Below are 15,070 nucleotides of genomic sequence, written 5' to 3'. Positions count from 1 at the left end.
ATCCTCGTCTGCTTGGGCCTGACTGCCTCAGACCTTGAGCCCGTTCAACATCTCACGGGTGATCAGCACCACCCCGCCTTCGCTACGGTAGAAGCGCTTGGTATCGCGCTCCGCATCTTCGCCCACCACCAGCCCGGCGGGTATCTTGCAGCCGCGGTCTATCACCACCTTGTGCAGCCGGGCGCCCTGACCGACCTCCACGTCCGGCAGCAGTACCGCCTGGTCGATCACGCAATGGGCATGGATGCGCACCTTGTTGAACAACACCGAATTGGTGACCTGCGCCACCGACACAATGCAGCCGCCCGAGACGATGGTGTTGTAGACCCGGTGCTCGCCACCGGCATCCTGCACGAACTTGGCCGGCGGCAATTGCTCCTGGTAGGTCCAGATCGGCCAGTTGCGATCGTACAGGTCCAGTTCGGGCGTGATGGACGCCAGGTCCAGATTGGCCTCCCAATAGGCGTCTATGGTGCCCACATCGCGCCAATAGGGCTTGGCGTGCGGGTAGCTGGAAACGGACGAGAGCCCGAAGGGATGCGCCACCGCCTTGCCAGCCGCCACGGCCGCGGGAATCAGGTTCTTGCCGAAGTCATGCTCGCTGCCGGCGTCCTGGATATCGGCCTCAAGCAGCCGGTACAGATAGTCGGCATCAAAGATATAGATGCCCATGCTGGCCAGGGCCTTGTCTGGCTGGTCCGGCATGGCCGGCGGATTGGCTGGCTTCTCGACAAAGTCGATGATCTTGCGTTGCGCGTCGACCGCCATCACGCCAAAGGCACTGGCCTCGTCCAGGGGCACCTCGATACAGGCCACCGTCACGCCGCCCTTGATGCCGAGCTTGTCCAGGCTCTGCACATGGTCCAGCAGCATGCGCGCGTAGTCCATCTTGTAGATATGGTCGCCAGCCAGGATCACCACATACTCGGGCCGGTAGCTGCGTACGATGTCGAGGTTCTGGTAGACCGCATCGGCCGTGCCGCGGTACCAGCTGTCCTCATCCACCCGCTGCTGGGCCGGCAAAAGGTCGATGAACTCGCCCATCTCCGAGCGGAACATGGCCCAGCCGCGCTGCAGATGGCGCAACAGCGAATGCGACTTGTACTGGGTGACCACACCGATGCGGCGTATGCCGGAATTGAGGCAGTTGGACAGCGCAAAGTCCACGATGCGGAACTTGCCGCCAAAGTACACCGCCGGCTTGGCGCGTTTGTCGGTCAGTTGCTTGAGCCGCGAACCCCGACCACCGGCCAGCACCAACGCGATACTGCGACGCGGCAGCTGCCGCGCAATGATCAGATCGTCCACACCCACCCCCATCGGTCTCCACCATCGCCCCGGTACGGTTGCCAGGGGCGGGCGATTTGCCTGCTATCACCTACAGCATAGGCCTAGCCTTGCGGCGGCGATACAGGTGCCGGTTTGGTGCAGCGGCTCAGCGCGGCAGTAGCAGCAGATAGTCCAGCTCGTGCAAGGGCATGCCGGTCAGCCAATCATTGCAACGTCGCTGTCCGCCAAGTTGCCAGCCCGCCAGCTCATAGCACCGCCGGGCGTGCAGGTTGGCCTCCATGCACCACAGGCACAGCACCGTGGCGCCCAGCTGCCGCGCCTCCTCCGCCACGGCAGCGAGCAGCGCCTGCGCCAAGCCCTTGCCCCAGCCCTTGGGATGCACATTGAGCGCCCAGAGTTCCAGCTCTGCCAGTACTTTGGCGTGGTTCGCCCAGCGTCGCCTGACCCAGCACCTCACCGTCCAGCTCCGCCAGCAAGAGCCGAAAGCCGGCCGGTGGCTGCGTCAGCCGCTCACGCAAGCCCTCAACACCCACCGTCGGATCCAATGCTGCCAAATAGCCATCCGGCATCAGGCCGCGATAGCCCGCCTGCCAGGCCGCCACCCGTATATGCGAGATAGCCGCCGCATCCCCCGGCTTTGCCAGCCGCACGCTGACACCGTTTTGCATCGGCATCAGGTAATGACGTCCGCCTGGGCCCGGCCGGTATGGGCCACGATGCCCGCCAAGGCTTCGGCCGCCGCCGCAACCGGTGCCAGCGCGACTTGCACCGGTTCGTCATGGCCAGCCGGGTTGGCCACATAGCGCTCCAGATAGACCCGCAAGGTCGCCCCCTCGGTACCGGTGCCCGAGAGCCGGAACACCGCCCGTGCACCACCTTCGAACTCCACCCGCACGCCCTGCTTCTCGCTGACCGAGCCATCCACCGGGTCGGTATAGGCAAAGTCGTCAGCCAGGCTGACGGTGAGCCCGGCCACGACCTGGCCCTGGAGGCTGGCCAGACGTGCACGCAGCCCGGCCATCAGCGCATCACCGGCCGCCTGCGGCAGGCCCTCGTAATCATGGCGGCTGTAGTAGTGCCGGCCAAATTCGGCCCAGTGCGCCCGCACGATCTCCGCCACAGACTGCCGCCGTACCGCCAGCAGATTGAGCCAGGCCAGAGCCGCCCAGACGCCGTCCTTCTCTCGCACATGGTCCGCACCGGTGCCGTAGCTCTCCTCACCGCATAGCGCGATGCGGCCGGCGTCGAGCAGATTGCCGAAGAATTTCCAGCCGGTCGGCACTTCGAAGCAGGCAAAGCCGCGCGCCTGCGCCACCGCATCCAGCGCCCGCGAAGTCGGCATGGAGCGCGCCGCACCAGGCAGACCGGCCCGGAACTGCGGCAACAGATGGGTATTGGCCGCCAGGATCGCCAGGCTATCCGATGGGGTCACCACCATATTGCGACCCAGGATCATATTGCGGTCGGCGTCGCCATCGAAGGCAGCAGCGAAGTCGGGCGCGCTCGCCCCCTGCATGGCCTCGACCAGTTCGGCGCAATAGACCGGGTTGGGGTCAGGGTGTCCACCGCCAAAATCGGCCTGCGGTGCCGCGTTCCGCACGCTATTGATGGGAGCCCCCAGAATGTCCTCGAACAACTGGACCGCGTAGGGGCCACCTACCGCATGCAAAGCATCGAAGCGGACCTTATGGCCCTCACGCAGCCAGGCGCGGATGGCATCGAAATCGAACAAGCGCTGCATCAGCGCAGCGTAGTCCGCCACCGGGTCGACCACTTCGACCTGCAGCCCGTCCAGCGTCGTCTCCCCCAGCCGGGTCAGGTCGAGATCGGCCGCATCGCTGATCTGGTAAGCCGTGATCTGCAAGGTCGCGGCATGGATGGCCTCGGTCAGTTGCTCATTGGCCGGGCCGCCGTTGCCGGCGTTGAACTTGATGCCGAAATCGCCTTCGGGCCCGCCAGGGTTGTGCGAAGCCGAGAGGATGATGCCGCCAGCCGCACCACGCTGCCGGATCAGGTGCGAAGCCGCCGGCGTGGAGAGCAGCCCCAGCCGGCCCACCAGCACGCGGGCCACGCCATTGGCTGCCGCCATCTTCAGTATGGTCTGGATGGCTGCCGCATTGTGGTAGCGCCCGTCCCCGCCCAGCACCAGGGTCTGGCCACGCAATCCGGGTACGGCCAGGAAAATGGCCTGGACGAAATTCTCCAGATAGTGCGGCTGCTGAAACACCGCGACCTTCTTGCGCAGGCCCGAGGTACCCGGTTTTTGTCCGGCGATGACGCCGCTCGCAATGCTGATGCTGCTCATGATCCATTCCAGGGTGATCACCGTGCCGGTGGCAAGGTCAAAAAGGCCATTGGTAGCAAGGCCCGCAGTGGGGATTATCCACCCACCGGGCAGGCGGTCGGCAAATTTACCACCCCGTCAGGTACCCGCTTCATCACCACGAAATATTAGAAGTGTTGAATATGCCCAACACCGACCAATGCTGCGAGATACCGTCTATCGCCTGCTGCTACGGCGCTCAAGCTGCCTTTGTATAGGACGATCCGACCCTGCATTGGAAAATATAGTTGCGCGGTATTCATATTGCATACGATGCTTACCCTTGTGCCGCGACCCCTCACGCTGAGGCGGGCCCAAACCCGCCGGTTCGCGACGCCTGCCAGGGACAGCCTGTCCCAGCCGCCTGACCGCCGGCGGACCCGTTTGCCTCAGTCCTCGTGCAGCGTGGCGATGCGAATGAAATCAATAAGTTGGGATAGCATTTTATGAAAGCAGCACTCTGGAGCGGTTTGCTCGCGGCTTCCACCCTGTTACATGCAGAGACCGGCGTTACCGATAGCGAGATCCTGATCGGCCAATCGGCCGCCACCACCGGTGCCGCCGCAGAGCTCGGCAAAGGCGTGGCCCGTGGCGCCGCCGCCTACTTCGACCAGATCAACAAGAAGGGTGGCATCAACGGCCGCAAGATCCGTCTGATCACGCTGGATGACGGCTACGAGCCGGACCGCGCCGCCGCCAACACCAAGAAGCTGATCGAGAGCGAGCAGGTCTTTGCCCTGTTCGGCTATGTCGGCACCCCGACCTCGAATGCCTCGCTGCCGGCCATCAACCAGGCCCGCATTCCGTTTATTGCGCCCTATACCGGCGCCGACAGCCTGCGTAACCCGTTCAACCGCCATATCTTCAATGTGCGCGCGAGCTACCGCGACGAGGCCGAAGAGATTGCCAGCTCCATGGCCAAGCTGGGCATGAACACCATCAATGTGTTCTACCAGAACGATGCCTACGGCCAATCCGGCCTCAAGGCCATGACCGAGGCGGCGGCCAAATACAAGCTCACCATCAATGCCACCGCTACCGTGCAGCGTAATAGCGTGGAGGTTGCCAAGGCGGTAGACGAACTGGTCGCCAAGAAGCCGGCCAACGCCATCTTCATGGTCACCGCCTACAAGTCCAGCGCCGCCTTTATCACCGCCGCCCGCGCCCGCAACTTCATGGGCCCCTACTACAACGTCAGCTTCGTGGGTACCGAGGCGCTGGTGAACGAGCTCAAGCAGGACGGCAGCGGCGTGATGGTCTCGCAAGTCATGCCCTCACCCTACAACGCCATCAAGCCGGTGGCCATGGACTACCAGAAGGTGCTCAAGGCAGCCGATGTGAACACGGTCGACTACCCCAGCATGGAGGGTTATCTGGGTGCCCGCATCCTGGTTGAAGGCCTCAAGCGCGCCGGCCGCGATCTGACCCGCGACAAGCTGATCAACGCGCTCGAATCGCTGGGCGATTACGACCTTGGCGGCTTCCGCGTCAAATTCAGCGGCAGCAACCACAATGGCTCGCAGTTCATCGACATGACGGTGCTGGACAGCAACGGCAAGATCCGCAGCTAAGACGCGCATCGCCCGCCATGCGCCCGGCTCAGTCCGGGCGTTTTCGTTCAGGTGTCAGCGGCAGGCCGGCCTGGTGCGTTAACAGACATAGGCCTCACCGCAGCTGTTACAGCTGTTTACAAGCCCATGGGCGGTGGCAAAACCTGAGCAACGCCTGGCGGCTAGATTGAGGGTATATCCACCCGCAAGACCAAGCCGTCATGCCTACCCCAGCCCCTATCCGTATCGCCCTGCTCACCCTGACCGCCAGCCTCCTGCTGGCTGCCTGCGCCGCGCCGCCACACCGCAGCTATCGCACGGTCCGTCAGGTCGAGCCCGTGGCGCCGCCCCCTTCCAGCCGGGTCTATTTCTACCCCGACCAGGGCCAGTCGCCCGAGCAGCAGGATCGCGACCGCTACGAGTGCAATGGCTGGGCGGTCAGGCAGAGCGGCTTCGACCCCAGCCTGCCGCAGCCCAACGTCAGCCGGCACATCCTTAGCCGGCCTGATCCGGAGCCGGGCCGCGACACCGCCGCCGGTACCGTGGTCGGCGCCATGGTCGGCGCGGTCGCCTCCGACCCGCACCACACCGCCGAGGGTATGGCGGTCGGCGCCCTGGCCGGTGCGGTGATCGGCGCCGTCTCCGACCAGAACCGCAAGGAAGCCGCAGACCGGGCCGAATCGGCCGCCATCGAGCGGGAACAAAGCCGCAGCGACCGGCTCGCAGGCAATATCAACGATTACCGTCGAGCCATGAGCGCCTGTCTGTCCGGTCGCGGATATACGGTTCGTTAGTCATACGGAGATCATCATGCTACGCCCCGCCTTACTGGCGACCCTTCTGACTGTTTCTGCGCTGAGCGGCATCGTACATGCCGCCCCCGGCGATATCGGCAGCAGCCGCCAGCTTGCAGCCGACCGTGGCGGCCGGGAGCAGATCGCCCCCTTTACCCACAGCGACCGCACGCCACCCCGACCGGGCACCACCGATCCGCGGCCCGGCGATAGCCGCTGGGACCACGATGGCCGGCCCGGCTATAACGGCGGCCCGCACAACTACCCGGGCGACCGCTGGTATGGGCCGCGCCCGCCACACGTGATCTATCGCCCGGTCTACGGTACCCATATCACCTTCCTGCCCGGTGGTTACCGTACCGTCTTCTACGGCGGCCTGACCTACTTCGTGGTCGACGACATCTTCTACCGGCGCGAAGCCGATAGTTATGTGGTGGTCGCCCCACCCGACGGTTACCGCTATGTGGAGGACGACGACGAGGGTCCATCCGGTGGCAGCGGGGGCACCGACCGCGAGCCCTACATCTATCCAAACCGCAACCAGGACGACAAGCAGCAGGCGCTGGACCGCTACGAGTGCCATCGCTGGGCGGTCAAGCAGACCGGCTTCGATCCTACCGAACCGGGTGGCGGCGTCAGCCGCGGCGATGCCTGGCAGAAACGCGACGACTACCGCCGTGCCGAATCTGCCTGCCTGGAAGGGCGGGGTTATACGGTGCGTTAGACCAGGTCAGCCGGACGGGAGGCCAGCCAGTGCGATTCCGGCAGGCCATCTTCATCCAGACGCTCCAACAGATGGCTGAAGCCTAGCTTGGCCAGCACCGCCAGTGAGGCGGCGTTGGCCGGGTCCACCGTCGCCAGCACTGCCGCCAGCGCAGTATGCCGCCAGGTCCATTGCAGGATGCCACCCGCCAGCTCGGTCGCGTAGCCTTGTCCCCAGCATGGGGGGGATAGGGCGTAGATGATTTCGGCCCGGTCGGGCTCCGGGGTATGCTCGCTGCGTATCAATCCGGCCCAGCCGACCACCTGTCCATCCTCGCGCCGGGTCACCGCATGGGTACCAAAGCCCCAGCGCTCGATATTGGCATTGGCCTTCCCTATCCAGGTCTCGGTCAGCTCGCGGCTCAGTAGGCTGCCATCCCCTACCCAGCGCATGACCATGGGATCGGACGTCAGTGCACAGAAGTCGTCCAGATCCGTACTTTCCCAGCGCCGCAGGCTGAGCCGAGACGTTTGCAACCACACCATCCTGTTTCCTTTCCCGGCCAGGCCAGGGCGGGCATCCCGGATACCCGCCCCGCCATGACACCCCTGGCGATCAGGTGCCGAGGTGTTTCTTGAAGAAGCGCTCCATCGCCTCATAGGCGTCGAAACGGTTCTCCTGATTGGCAAAGCCGTGACCTTCGTTGTCCTTGACGATGTATTCCACCTCTACGCCGCGTTGCTTCAGGGCGTCGACAATCTGGTTGGACTCGGCAATGTTGACGCGCGGGTCCTTGGCACCCTGCAGCACCAGCAGCGGCGCCTTGATCTTGTCGACATGGAATACGGGCGAGGCCGCCTGCATCAGCGCCTTGTCCTTCTCCGGGTCGCCCACCATCTCGTGCAACTGGTCCAGCATGGGCTTCCAGTAGGGCGGTATGGTGTTCATGAAGGTAAACAGATTGCTCACCCCCACGTAGTCCACCGCGCAGGCGTACAAGTCCGGCGTAAAGGCAGCCCCCGCCAGGGTCGCGTAACCACCGTAGCTGCCGCCATAGATACAGACGCGCTTGGGGTCGGCCATGCCTTCCTTGATCAGGTAGTTCACCCCATCGGTCACATCATCCTGCATGGTCTTGCCCCACTGCTTGAAGGAGGCCTCCCAGAACTTCTTGCCATAGCCGGTCGAGCCACGGAAGTTCATCTGCAGCACCGCATAGCCACGGTTGGCCAGGAACTGCGCCTCCGGGTTGAAGCCCCAGCTGTCGCGCGCCCAGGGGCCGCCGTGCGGATTGACGATCACCGGCAGGTCCCGCGCATCGCGCCCGGTCGGCAGGGTCAGGTAGCCATGGATGGTCAGGCCATCGCGGCTCTGGTACTGGATGGGTTTGATGCTGGCCATCTGCGCTTCCGGCAGCCAGGGAGAAAGATCACCCAGCTTCTCCAGCTTGTCGGCCTTGGGGTCGTAGTAATACCGGCTGCCGCGCGTGCGGTCGTTATAGGTCGAGACGATCCAGGCATCCTCGTCCTTGTTGCCTTGCAGATTGATCTCGTAGCCGGGCAGCTTGGCCTGCAGCTTGCCGATCAGTTGCTCGGTCTGGCTATCGAAGAAGTACCGCTCCGGCTTCCAGGTCTGGAAAGTCGCGCTGGTCAGCACCTTGCGCTTCTTGGAGTAGCGCAGGCCCGAGACATCCACGTCATCACGCTGGTAAACCAGCTTGAGCTCCTTTCCGGTAGCCGGGTCCAGCTCGACGATGGCCACCTTGTCGCGCCCAAGGTTGGAAGCGGCATAGAGTCGCTGGTTGTCGAAGGTGAAGAACAAGGGCTCGACCTGGTCCTTGAAGCTGGTGGTCAGCACCACCTTGAAGGGCGACTTCTCATCCTTGCGGTAAAGCAAGGAGCCGTTCACGCCATCGGTGGTCTGCGCCATGCGGATACGACCGGCATGGTCGGTGATCCAGCCAGTGATGTTGCCGGGGTTCTCGGCCACCAGGGTGAGCTTGCCGGTCTTCACGTTCAGACGGTACGCGTCGAACACCTCGGCCTTGCGCTTGTTGAGCCCCAGGAGCACATCGGTCGGGTGGTCCTCCAGGTCGTCGATCAGCTCGACCCGGACCTTGTCGAAGGGTGTCAGATCCTTGGTGGCCTTGCCGTCGCGGTCCACCGCGTAGAGGTGGAAGTTCTCGTCGCCCCCATTGTCCTTGAGGAACAAGAGGTGATCATTGCCCTTCCAGAAATACTGACGGATATCCCTGTCCTTGACCGCGGTGATCGCCTTGGCCTCGCCGCCGCGCGGCATCACATGGATATTGAGGCGGTTGTCGACCGGCTTGGTGAAGGAGATGTAACGACCATCCGGGGAGAGCTGGAAATTGGTCTTGTCGGGGTTCTTGAAGAAGTCCCGCACCGGAATCTGCGGCGCGGGCTCCGCCAGCGCCGGCATAGCAACGAACAAACCAGCAACGGCAGCGGCAAGGATGCGTTTCATGCAAGTTTCTCCTGATGGTTACACCTTGGGGGTGACAAGCCATGGTAAACATACCAATCGGTATGTTCAACTTCTGCCAAGGGGAGTGTTGCAAACCTTGCCGTACAGCCTTAGTCCAAGAGGCAATTACCGTCACGCAGACCTTGCAGCACAGTCGCCACATGTGTCGCCACCGCGGCCTCGCTGCCGATGCGCAACACGAGACAACGCTGCGCAGCCAACCAAGCCTCGTGTCTCGCCAGGCTGCGCCCCTCGGCCAGCCCCGTATCGTAGGCGGCAGCCCAATCCAGAAAACCGGGCCTAAGCGTACCTCCACGCTGCAACTCGCGTGCCTCAAGCCTGGCCAATCGAATGGGTGTAGGTAGATAGAGGAAGACCACCGCGTCGAAACTGGCTTCCAGCACCGTATCCCAGCCCATGGGCGAGCCAGCGAGCACAGCACGGGGCGCCGCTTGCAGTGCTCCATTCAACAGGGCCAACCGCGCCTCCGCACCCCGCTTGCGGCTATAGGGTTGCGCATCTGGCAGCCAGTAGAAGTCATCGAGTTCCAGGCTGCGGGCATCAAGCACGTCGGCCAGCGCCCGCGCCAAGGTGGAGGTGCCCGATCCGGCAGCACCGGTCACCAGGATGCGCACCGGTCCGACCTAGAACTTGAGGGTGGCGATCACCGGTGCATGGTCGCTGGGCCGTTCATGCTTGCGCGGCACCTTGTCGATCTCGCAGGCCGTACAGCTCGCAGCCAAAGGCTTGGACAGCAGCACGTGGTCGATACGCAGGCCGGCATTGCGCCGAAAACCCGCCGCCCGGTAGTCCCACCAACTGAAGGCCTTCTCCTCCTGATCGAACAGCCGGAAGCTATCCACGAGGCCAAGGTCCAGCAGCTTCTGGAAGCGTTCACGCTCCGGCGGGCTGACCAGCACCTCGCCTTCCCACTTGGCGGGGTCGTACACGTCACGGTCTTCCGGCGCGATGTTGTAGTCACCGACCAGCGCCAGCTTGGGGTACTTTGCCAGCTGCGCCTCAGTCCAGGCGATCAGCGCATCCAGCCAGGCCAGTTTATAGGGGTATTTTTCCGAATCCAGCGCCTGACCATTGACCACGTAGGCGCCGATCACGCGCACCCCCTGAACGGTTGCCGCGATCACCCGCCGCTGCGGGTCCTCGTAGTTGGGCAGGTTGTACTGCAGGTCTTCGAGCGGCGCGCGGGATACCAGGGCCACGCCGTTGTAGGTCTTCTGCCCGGTGAACGCCACATGAAAGCCAGCCGCCTCGATCTCCTCGCGCGGAAAGGCGTGATCCTCGAGCTTGGTCTCCTGGATCGCCAACACCGTCAGTTCGGGTCGGGCAGCCAGCCATTCCAGCACCTGCGGCAGGCGAACTTTCAGCGAATTGACGTTCCAGGTGGCGATCTGCATGGGCGGGAATCCTGTGGTAGCGAGCAAAGGGCAAGGCAGGCAGTACTCGATGCCGGTCTAGGCCCGCATTCTAGCGCGTCTGGCCGGCCTGCCCCCAACATGCAAAACGGCGGCACTGGGCCGCCGTTCTATGGATAGCTGAGTACGATCAGGGCGTCTTGGGCGCCGGCTGGCTACCGGGCGCCTGGCCCTTCAGGGTCGGGTCCGGGGTCTTGCTATAGCCACCGGCATCCAGCGCGGCATCCCAACCACCTTCCTGGTAGCCCTTGATCACCTTGTCGCCGATCTGCAGCACCGGCACGACGCCATCACCGGCAATCTTCTTCAGCTGGTCGAAGTCCGCCGGGCTGGCTTGCGGGTTGCGCAGGCTGTAAGGCACGCCACGCTTGGCCAGCAGGCTGCGGGCGTTATCGCAGTTCTCCCCGCAGTTGTTGCTCCAAAGCACGACCGGGTTCTTGCGGATCGCTTCGCGGGTCGAGAAGGTGCCGCCACTGGTCTGAACCACGTTGGCCTTGACGTCCTTGGTATCGGCCTTCTGCCCCGGGGGCGGCTGGTCAGAGAACACCACGTTGCCGTTGGCATCCTTGTACTGATAGATCTTGGCTGCCTGGGCCAACGGCAGCAGGGCGACGCACAGCAATGCGGATAAAACGACTTGCTTCATAAGGGACTCCAGACGCCGGCAAGGCGATGACGTTGGAATTATATGCGAAGCCTGCCCACTCGGGCGATAGCTTTCGGAACCCAGGCACTCCCTTCCTCATTCTCCCCCTGTTGGCGGCAGAACGGCAGCCCGGCGTGCGATAATCGCCATCATCTACATAGCCACCCCAAACGCCACGCGCCATGCCGCTTCCGACGCTCAATCTGATAGGCCCCGGCCGCCTGGGCCTGACCCTGGCCAGCCTGTGGCAGCGCCACGGCGTGCTGCAAATCGGTGGCTTGCGTGCACGTCAGACCAGCACGGTAGCCGCCGCCCAGGCAACCCTGGGCACCGGCCTGGATTGCTCGGATTCGCCCCTGCCGCCTTGCGACTACACCCTGATCGCCACCCCGGACGATGCCATTCCCGCCGCCGTGGCGATGCTGATGAAAGAGCCTGGACTGGCTGTGGATAGTGTCGTCTTCCACGCCAGCGGCGCGCTTAGCAGCGAGGTCCTGGCACCGCTGCGCAGCCGCGGCATACACGTGGCCAGCATCCACCCGTTGCGTTCCTTTGCAGCTGGCGCGATGCCGGCTACGCTGGCCGGTACCTGGTGCGGCTGCGAGGGTGATGCACAGGCCCTGGCGAGGCTGGGCCCGCTGTTCGATGCATTGGGAGCGCATCGCTTTCAACTCGAATCGGCCCACAAGACCCTCTACCATGCCGGCGCCGTGCTGGCCTGTAACGATCTGATCGCGCTGATGGAGACCGCCCTGCGCTGCATGGCTGCAGCCGGCGTGCCGCGCGAACAGGCCTGGCCGGCCCTGCGCCCCTTGATCGACGGCACCCTGGCCAACCTTGATCGTCTAACGCCGGCCGCCGCGCTGACCGGTCCCATCGCGCGCGGCGATCGTCAGACCGTGCTCCGCCAATTGACGGCCACCGCCGAGCTCGACCCGGCCGTTGCCGCGGTCTATCGCAGCCTGGGCCAGGTTGCGCTGCAATTGGCCCGCCTCTCTGCCGAGCAGGAACAGGCACTGGGCGCCCTTCTGGAGGCACGGCCATGAGCAGCTGGACCTTGCAGCCGGTCGGACGCATCGAGAGCTGCTTCAAGGAAAAATTCGCCATCCCGCGCCAACCCGGGCTCTGCCCCTCGGCCGAGGCCACCCTCCATCTCTTGCCACCCTACGACCAGGCCGATGCGGTCCGCGGCCTGGAACAGTTCAGCCATGTCTGGCTGAGCTTTGTCTTCCACGAGACCGCCAGCCAGGGCTGGCGCCCGACGGTGCGCCCACCCAAGCTAGGGGGCAACCAGCGCATCGGCGTGTTCGCCACCCGCTCCACCTTCCGGCCCAATCCCATTGGCCTGTCGGTGGCCCGCCTGCGCGGCATCGAGACCCAGGGCGGCGTACGCCTCCTACTAGCCGGCGCCGACCTGCTGGACGGCACGCCCATCCTCGACATCAAACCCTATCTGGCCTATTCCGATGCCCTGCCCGAGGCCTCCAACGGCTACGCCGATGACGGCAGCGCCCCCATGCCGGTCCGCTTCAGCCCCGAGGCCGAGCAGGCGCTGGCCGGCATCGCCCTGCGCCGGCCAGGCCTGCGCCAGCTGATCATCGAGGTCCTGGCACAGGACCCGCGCCCAGGCTACGCCGAGGATGCCGCAAGGGAGTACGGCATGACGCTCTACGAATACAACGTCCGCTGGCGCTGCGATGCCGAGGGCGCCTGGGTCAGCTCGGTCCAAGCCGCATGAGCCTGGATTTCAGCCTCTTCCCCAAGACGGTCAGCAGCCGCCTGGCCAAGCTGGGCATCAAGCGCCCCTTTGATTTGGTACTGCACCTGCCGTTGCGCTATGAGGACGAGACCCATCTGTTCCGCATCGTCGATGTTCCCATGGGTGCCCCGGTGCTGGTCGAGGGTGCCGTCGTCCATGCCGAGGTCACCTTCCGCCCCCGTCGCCAACTGGTTGCACGGATCGAGGATGGCTCCGGGGAACTCTATGTGCGCCTCCTGAACTTCTATCCCAGCCAGCAGCAGCAATTGGCAGTCGGCCGCCGGGTCCGCCTCCTCGGCGAGATACGGCGTGGCTTCTTCGGTGACGAGATGGTCCACCCCAAGGTCCGCAGCGTGGGTGAACACACCGCCCTGGCCGAGTCCCTCACCCCGGTCTACCCCACCGTCAACGGCTTGGCCCAACCGGCGCTGCGCAAGCTCGTCACCATGGCGCTCAAGCAATGCCAGCTGGACGACACCCTGCCGCCGGCCATCCTGCGTGACCTGGGGCTCTTGCCCTTCGACAAGGCGGTGCGGCTGCTGCATCACCCCACGCCCGACATCGCACAGATCGCGCTGACCGAGCGCACCCACGCCGCCTGGCTGCGGCTGAAATTCGACGAACTGTTGGCCCAGCAGCTGTCCATGCGCCTCGCCTACCAACGCCGGCGCGAGCAGTCGGCACCGGTATTGCACCCGCCCGGTGAGTTGGCCCGCCAACTCCTGGCCACCCTGCCCTTCGGCCTCACCGGCGCGCAACAGCGCGTACTGGCCGAGATCCGCCGCGACCTTGGCTCCCCGCATCCCATGCAGCGCCTGCTGCAGGGCGACGTCGGTGCCGGCAAGACCATCGTCGCCGCACTGGCAGCACTCGATGCCATCGAATGCGGCTACCAGGCGGCATTGATGGCGCCCACCGAAATCCTGGCCGAGCAGCACTATAAAAAGCTCTCGCAATGGCTGGCTCCCTTGGGCATCGAAGTCGCCTGGCTGGCCGGCTCGCTCAAGCCCAAGGCCAAGGCCGCTGCCATCGCCCAGGTCGAGGACGGCACCGCTCGCCTGGCGGTCGGTACCCATGCCCTGTTCCAGGAGTCGGTCAGCTTCGCCAAGCTGGGCCTTGCCATCGTCGATGAGCAGCACCGCTTTGGCGTGCATCAGCGCCTGGCGCTACGCGGCAAGGGCGGTTCGCCGCACCAGCTGATGATGTCGGCCACGCCCATCCCGCGTACCCTGGCCATGAGCTACTACGCCGACCTCGACGTCAGCGTCATCGACGAACTGCCGCCCGGTCGCACGCCGATCAAGACCCGCCTGGTCAACGATGCCCGTCGCGAAGAGATGATCGAATTCGTTCGCAAGGTCGGCCAGGAAGGCCGCCAGGCCTATTGGGTCTGCCCCTTGATCGAAGAATCCGAAGCGCTGGAACTGCAGACCGCGCTCGATACCCACACCGCCCTGGCCGAGGCCCTGCCGGAATTCCAGGTCGGGCTGGTACATGGCCGCCTCAAACCGACCGAGAAAGCCGAGGTCATGGCTGCCTTCGCCGCCGGTGAATTGCAGGTACTGGTCGCGACCACCGTGATCGAAGTCGGCGTAGACGTCCCCAACGCTACCCTGATGGTGATCGAGCATGCCGAGCGCATGGGCCTGGCGCAGCTGCACCAACTGCGTGGCCGGGTTGGCCGGGGCGCACTGGAATCGAGCTGTGTGCTGCTCTATAGCGCCCCGCTCGGTGAGGTCGCCAAGGAACGGCTCAAGGTCATCTTCGAGACCACCGACGGCTTTGTGATCGCCCGCGAGGATTTGCGCATCCGCGGCCCCGGCGAGTTCCTTGGCGCCCGCCAGTCCGGCGTACCCATGCTGCGCTTTGCCGACCTGGAGCGGGATACCGAGCTTTTGGAGCAGGCGCGCGACGTGGCCGCCCAATTGCTGGAAAAAGCACCGCAGGTCGCCGACGCCCATCTGGACCGTTGGCTGGCCGGGCGGGAGGAGCTGCTGAAGGCCTGACGCCGCCAACATCGGCGGGCTCTGTCACTATTGACCTGCCCAAGCCGGGGCCATCTACGTTATAAAGCCAACAACGACC

The 15,070-nt window shown here is 64.6% G+C and carries 14 protein-coding genes; 6 read left to right on the top strand and 8 right to left on the bottom strand.

Annotated elements, in window-relative coordinates; translation table 11 throughout:
* Positions 1 to 27: 27 nt before the first annotated feature.
* The 3 genes from glgC to VIM95_RS21210 all read right to left on the bottom strand — a co-directional run bounded on the left by glgC (position 28) and on the right by VIM95_RS21210 (position 3,595).
* Positions 28 to 1,308 carry a glucose-1-phosphate adenylyltransferase gene (glgC, locus tag VIM95_RS21220; RefSeq protein ID WP_331989732.1) on the bottom strand — a complete coding sequence of 427 codons (1,281 nt, stop codon included), beginning with the start codon at positions 1,306 to 1,308 and terminating at the stop codon, positions 28 to 30.
* Positions 1,309 to 1,435: 127 nt separating this feature from the next.
* A complete protein-coding gene (locus VIM95_RS21215) occupies positions 1,436 to 1,747 on the bottom strand; it encodes a GNAT family N-acetyltransferase (protein ID WP_331989730.1) in 312 nt (103 codons plus the stop codon).
* A 216-nt stretch (positions 1,748 to 1,963) separates the two neighbouring features.
* Positions 1,964 to 3,595 carry an alpha-D-glucose phosphate-specific phosphoglucomutase gene (locus tag VIM95_RS21210; protein WP_331989728.1) on the bottom strand — a complete coding sequence of 544 codons (1,632 nt, stop codon included), beginning with the start codon at positions 3,593 to 3,595 and terminating at the stop codon, positions 1,964 to 1,966.
* Positions 3,596 to 4,059: 464 nt separating this feature from the next.
* Here VIM95_RS21210 and VIM95_RS21205 point away from each other — a divergent pair, with 464 nt between their 5' ends.
* The 3 genes from VIM95_RS21205 to VIM95_RS21195 all read left to right on the top strand — a co-directional run bounded on the left by VIM95_RS21205 (position 4,060) and on the right by VIM95_RS21195 (position 6,681).
* On the top strand, positions 4,060 to 5,184 hold the full coding sequence (locus tag VIM95_RS21205; RefSeq protein ID WP_331989726.1) for an ABC transporter substrate-binding protein: 1,125 nt from the start codon (positions 4,060 to 4,062) through the stop codon (positions 5,182 to 5,184).
* 200 nt (positions 5,185 to 5,384) lie between these two features.
* Entirely contained in the window at positions 5,385 to 5,957 is a 573-nt protein-coding gene (locus VIM95_RS21200; RefSeq protein WP_331989724.1) for a glycine zipper 2TM domain-containing protein, read from the top strand.
* Positions 5,958 to 5,973: 16 nt separating this feature from the next.
* A complete protein-coding gene (locus tag VIM95_RS21195) occupies positions 5,974 to 6,681 on the top strand; it encodes a hypothetical protein (RefSeq protein ID WP_331989722.1) in 708 nt (235 codons plus the stop codon).
* On the opposite strand, the gene VIM95_RS21190 is transcribed toward VIM95_RS21195, so the two are convergent.
* From VIM95_RS21190 to VIM95_RS21170, 5 genes are all read right to left on the bottom strand, one after another.
* On the bottom strand, positions 6,678 to 7,205 hold the full coding sequence (locus VIM95_RS21190) for a GNAT family N-acetyltransferase (RefSeq protein ID WP_331989720.1): 528 nt from the start codon (positions 7,203 to 7,205) through the stop codon (positions 6,678 to 6,680). The genes VIM95_RS21195 and VIM95_RS21190 overlap by 4 nt on opposite strands.
* Positions 7,206 to 7,275: 70 nt before the next feature.
* Positions 7,276 to 9,147 carry a S9 family peptidase gene (locus VIM95_RS21185; protein ID WP_331989718.1) on the bottom strand — a complete coding sequence of 624 codons (1,872 nt, stop codon included), beginning with the start codon at positions 9,145 to 9,147 and terminating at the stop codon, positions 7,276 to 7,278.
* 110 nt (positions 9,148 to 9,257) lie between these two features.
* Complete coding sequence (locus VIM95_RS21180) at positions 9,258 to 9,782, bottom strand: AAA family ATPase (protein ID WP_331989716.1); 525 nt, start codon at positions 9,780 to 9,782, stop codon at positions 9,258 to 9,260.
* A 9-nt stretch (positions 9,783 to 9,791) separates the two neighbouring features.
* Positions 9,792 to 10,562 (bottom strand): exodeoxyribonuclease III, encoded by a 771-nt coding sequence (xth, locus tag VIM95_RS21175; RefSeq protein ID WP_331989714.1) that lies wholly within the window; start codon positions 10,560 to 10,562, stop codon positions 9,792 to 9,794.
* Positions 10,563 to 10,710: 148 nt separating this feature from the next.
* Entirely contained in the window at positions 10,711 to 11,226 is a 516-nt protein-coding gene (locus VIM95_RS21170; protein ID WP_331989712.1) for a glutaredoxin family protein, read from the bottom strand.
* A 182-nt stretch (positions 11,227 to 11,408) separates the two neighbouring features.
* Here VIM95_RS21170 and VIM95_RS21165 point away from each other — a divergent pair, with 182 nt between their 5' ends.
* Genes VIM95_RS21165 through recG form a run of 3 tightly spaced genes read left to right on the top strand, consistent with a single transcriptional unit; the run spans position 11,409 to position 14,991 of the window.
* The gene (locus tag VIM95_RS21165) at positions 11,409 to 12,272 is read left to right on the top strand and encodes a DUF2520 domain-containing protein (RefSeq protein WP_331989710.1); all 864 of its coding nucleotides are present in this window, start codon (positions 11,409 to 11,411) and stop codon (positions 12,270 to 12,272) included.
* Positions 12,269 to 12,964, top strand: a complete 696-nt coding sequence (gene tsaA, locus VIM95_RS21160; RefSeq protein WP_331989708.1) for a tRNA (N6-threonylcarbamoyladenosine(37)-N6)-methyltransferase TrmO — start codon at positions 12,269 to 12,271, stop codon at positions 12,962 to 12,964. The genes VIM95_RS21165 and tsaA overlap by 4 nt, the downstream gene beginning before the upstream one ends.
* Positions 12,961 to 14,991, top strand: coding sequence for an ATP-dependent DNA helicase RecG (gene recG / locus VIM95_RS21155; RefSeq protein WP_331989706.1), 2,031 nt, complete (start codon positions 12,961 to 12,963; stop codon positions 14,989 to 14,991). Before tsaA ends, recG begins: the two co-directional genes overlap by 4 nt.
* The last annotated feature ends 79 nt before the right edge of the window (positions 14,992 to 15,070 follow it).

It is taken from the genome of Chitinimonas sp. (assembly GCF_036568685.1).
In the GTDB taxonomy this organism is placed as follows: Bacteria; Pseudomonadota; Gammaproteobacteria; order Burkholderiales; family Chitinimonadaceae; genus Chitinimonas.
The sequence above is the reverse complement of the archived record's forward strand: the minus strand, read 5'-3'. Positions and strand labels throughout refer to the sequence as shown.

Excerpts from the sequence above, each read along its gene's own strand:
- VIM95_RS21210 (WP_331989728.1), bottom strand. The coding sequence starts at position 3,595 with ATGAGCAGCATCAGCATTGCGAGCGGCGTCATCGCCGGACAAAAACCG.
- VIM95_RS21205 (WP_331989726.1), top strand. The coding sequence starts at position 4,060 with ATGAAAGCAGCACTCTGGAGCGGTTTGCTCGCGGCTTCCACCCTGTTA.
- VIM95_RS21200 (WP_331989724.1), top strand. The coding sequence starts at position 5,385 with ATGCCTACCCCAGCCCCTATCCGTATCGCCCTGCTCACCCTGACCGCC.
- VIM95_RS21195 (WP_331989722.1), top strand. The coding sequence starts at position 5,974 with ATGCTACGCCCCGCCTTACTGGCGACCCTTCTGACTGTTTCTGCGCTG.
- VIM95_RS21190 (WP_331989720.1), bottom strand. The coding sequence starts at position 7,205 with ATGGTGTGGTTGCAAACGTCTCGGCTCAGCCTGCGGCGCTGGGAAAGT.
- VIM95_RS21185 (WP_331989718.1), bottom strand. The coding sequence starts at position 9,147 with ATGAAACGCATCCTTGCCGCTGCCGTTGCTGGTTTGTTCGTTGCTATG.
- xth (WP_331989714.1), bottom strand. The coding sequence starts at position 10,562 with ATGCAGATCGCCACCTGGAACGTCAATTCGCTGAAAGTTCGCCTGCCG.
- VIM95_RS21170 (WP_331989712.1), bottom strand. The coding sequence starts at position 11,226 with ATGAAGCAAGTCGTTTTATCCGCATTGCTGTGCGTCGCCCTGCTGCCG.
- VIM95_RS21165 (WP_331989710.1), top strand. The coding sequence starts at position 11,409 with ATGCCGCTTCCGACGCTCAATCTGATAGGCCCCGGCCGCCTGGGCCTG.
- tsaA (WP_331989708.1), top strand. The coding sequence starts at position 12,269 with ATGAGCAGCTGGACCTTGCAGCCGGTCGGACGCATCGAGAGCTGCTTC.
- recG (WP_331989706.1), top strand. The coding sequence starts at position 12,961 with ATGAGCCTGGATTTCAGCCTCTTCCCCAAGACGGTCAGCAGCCGCCTG.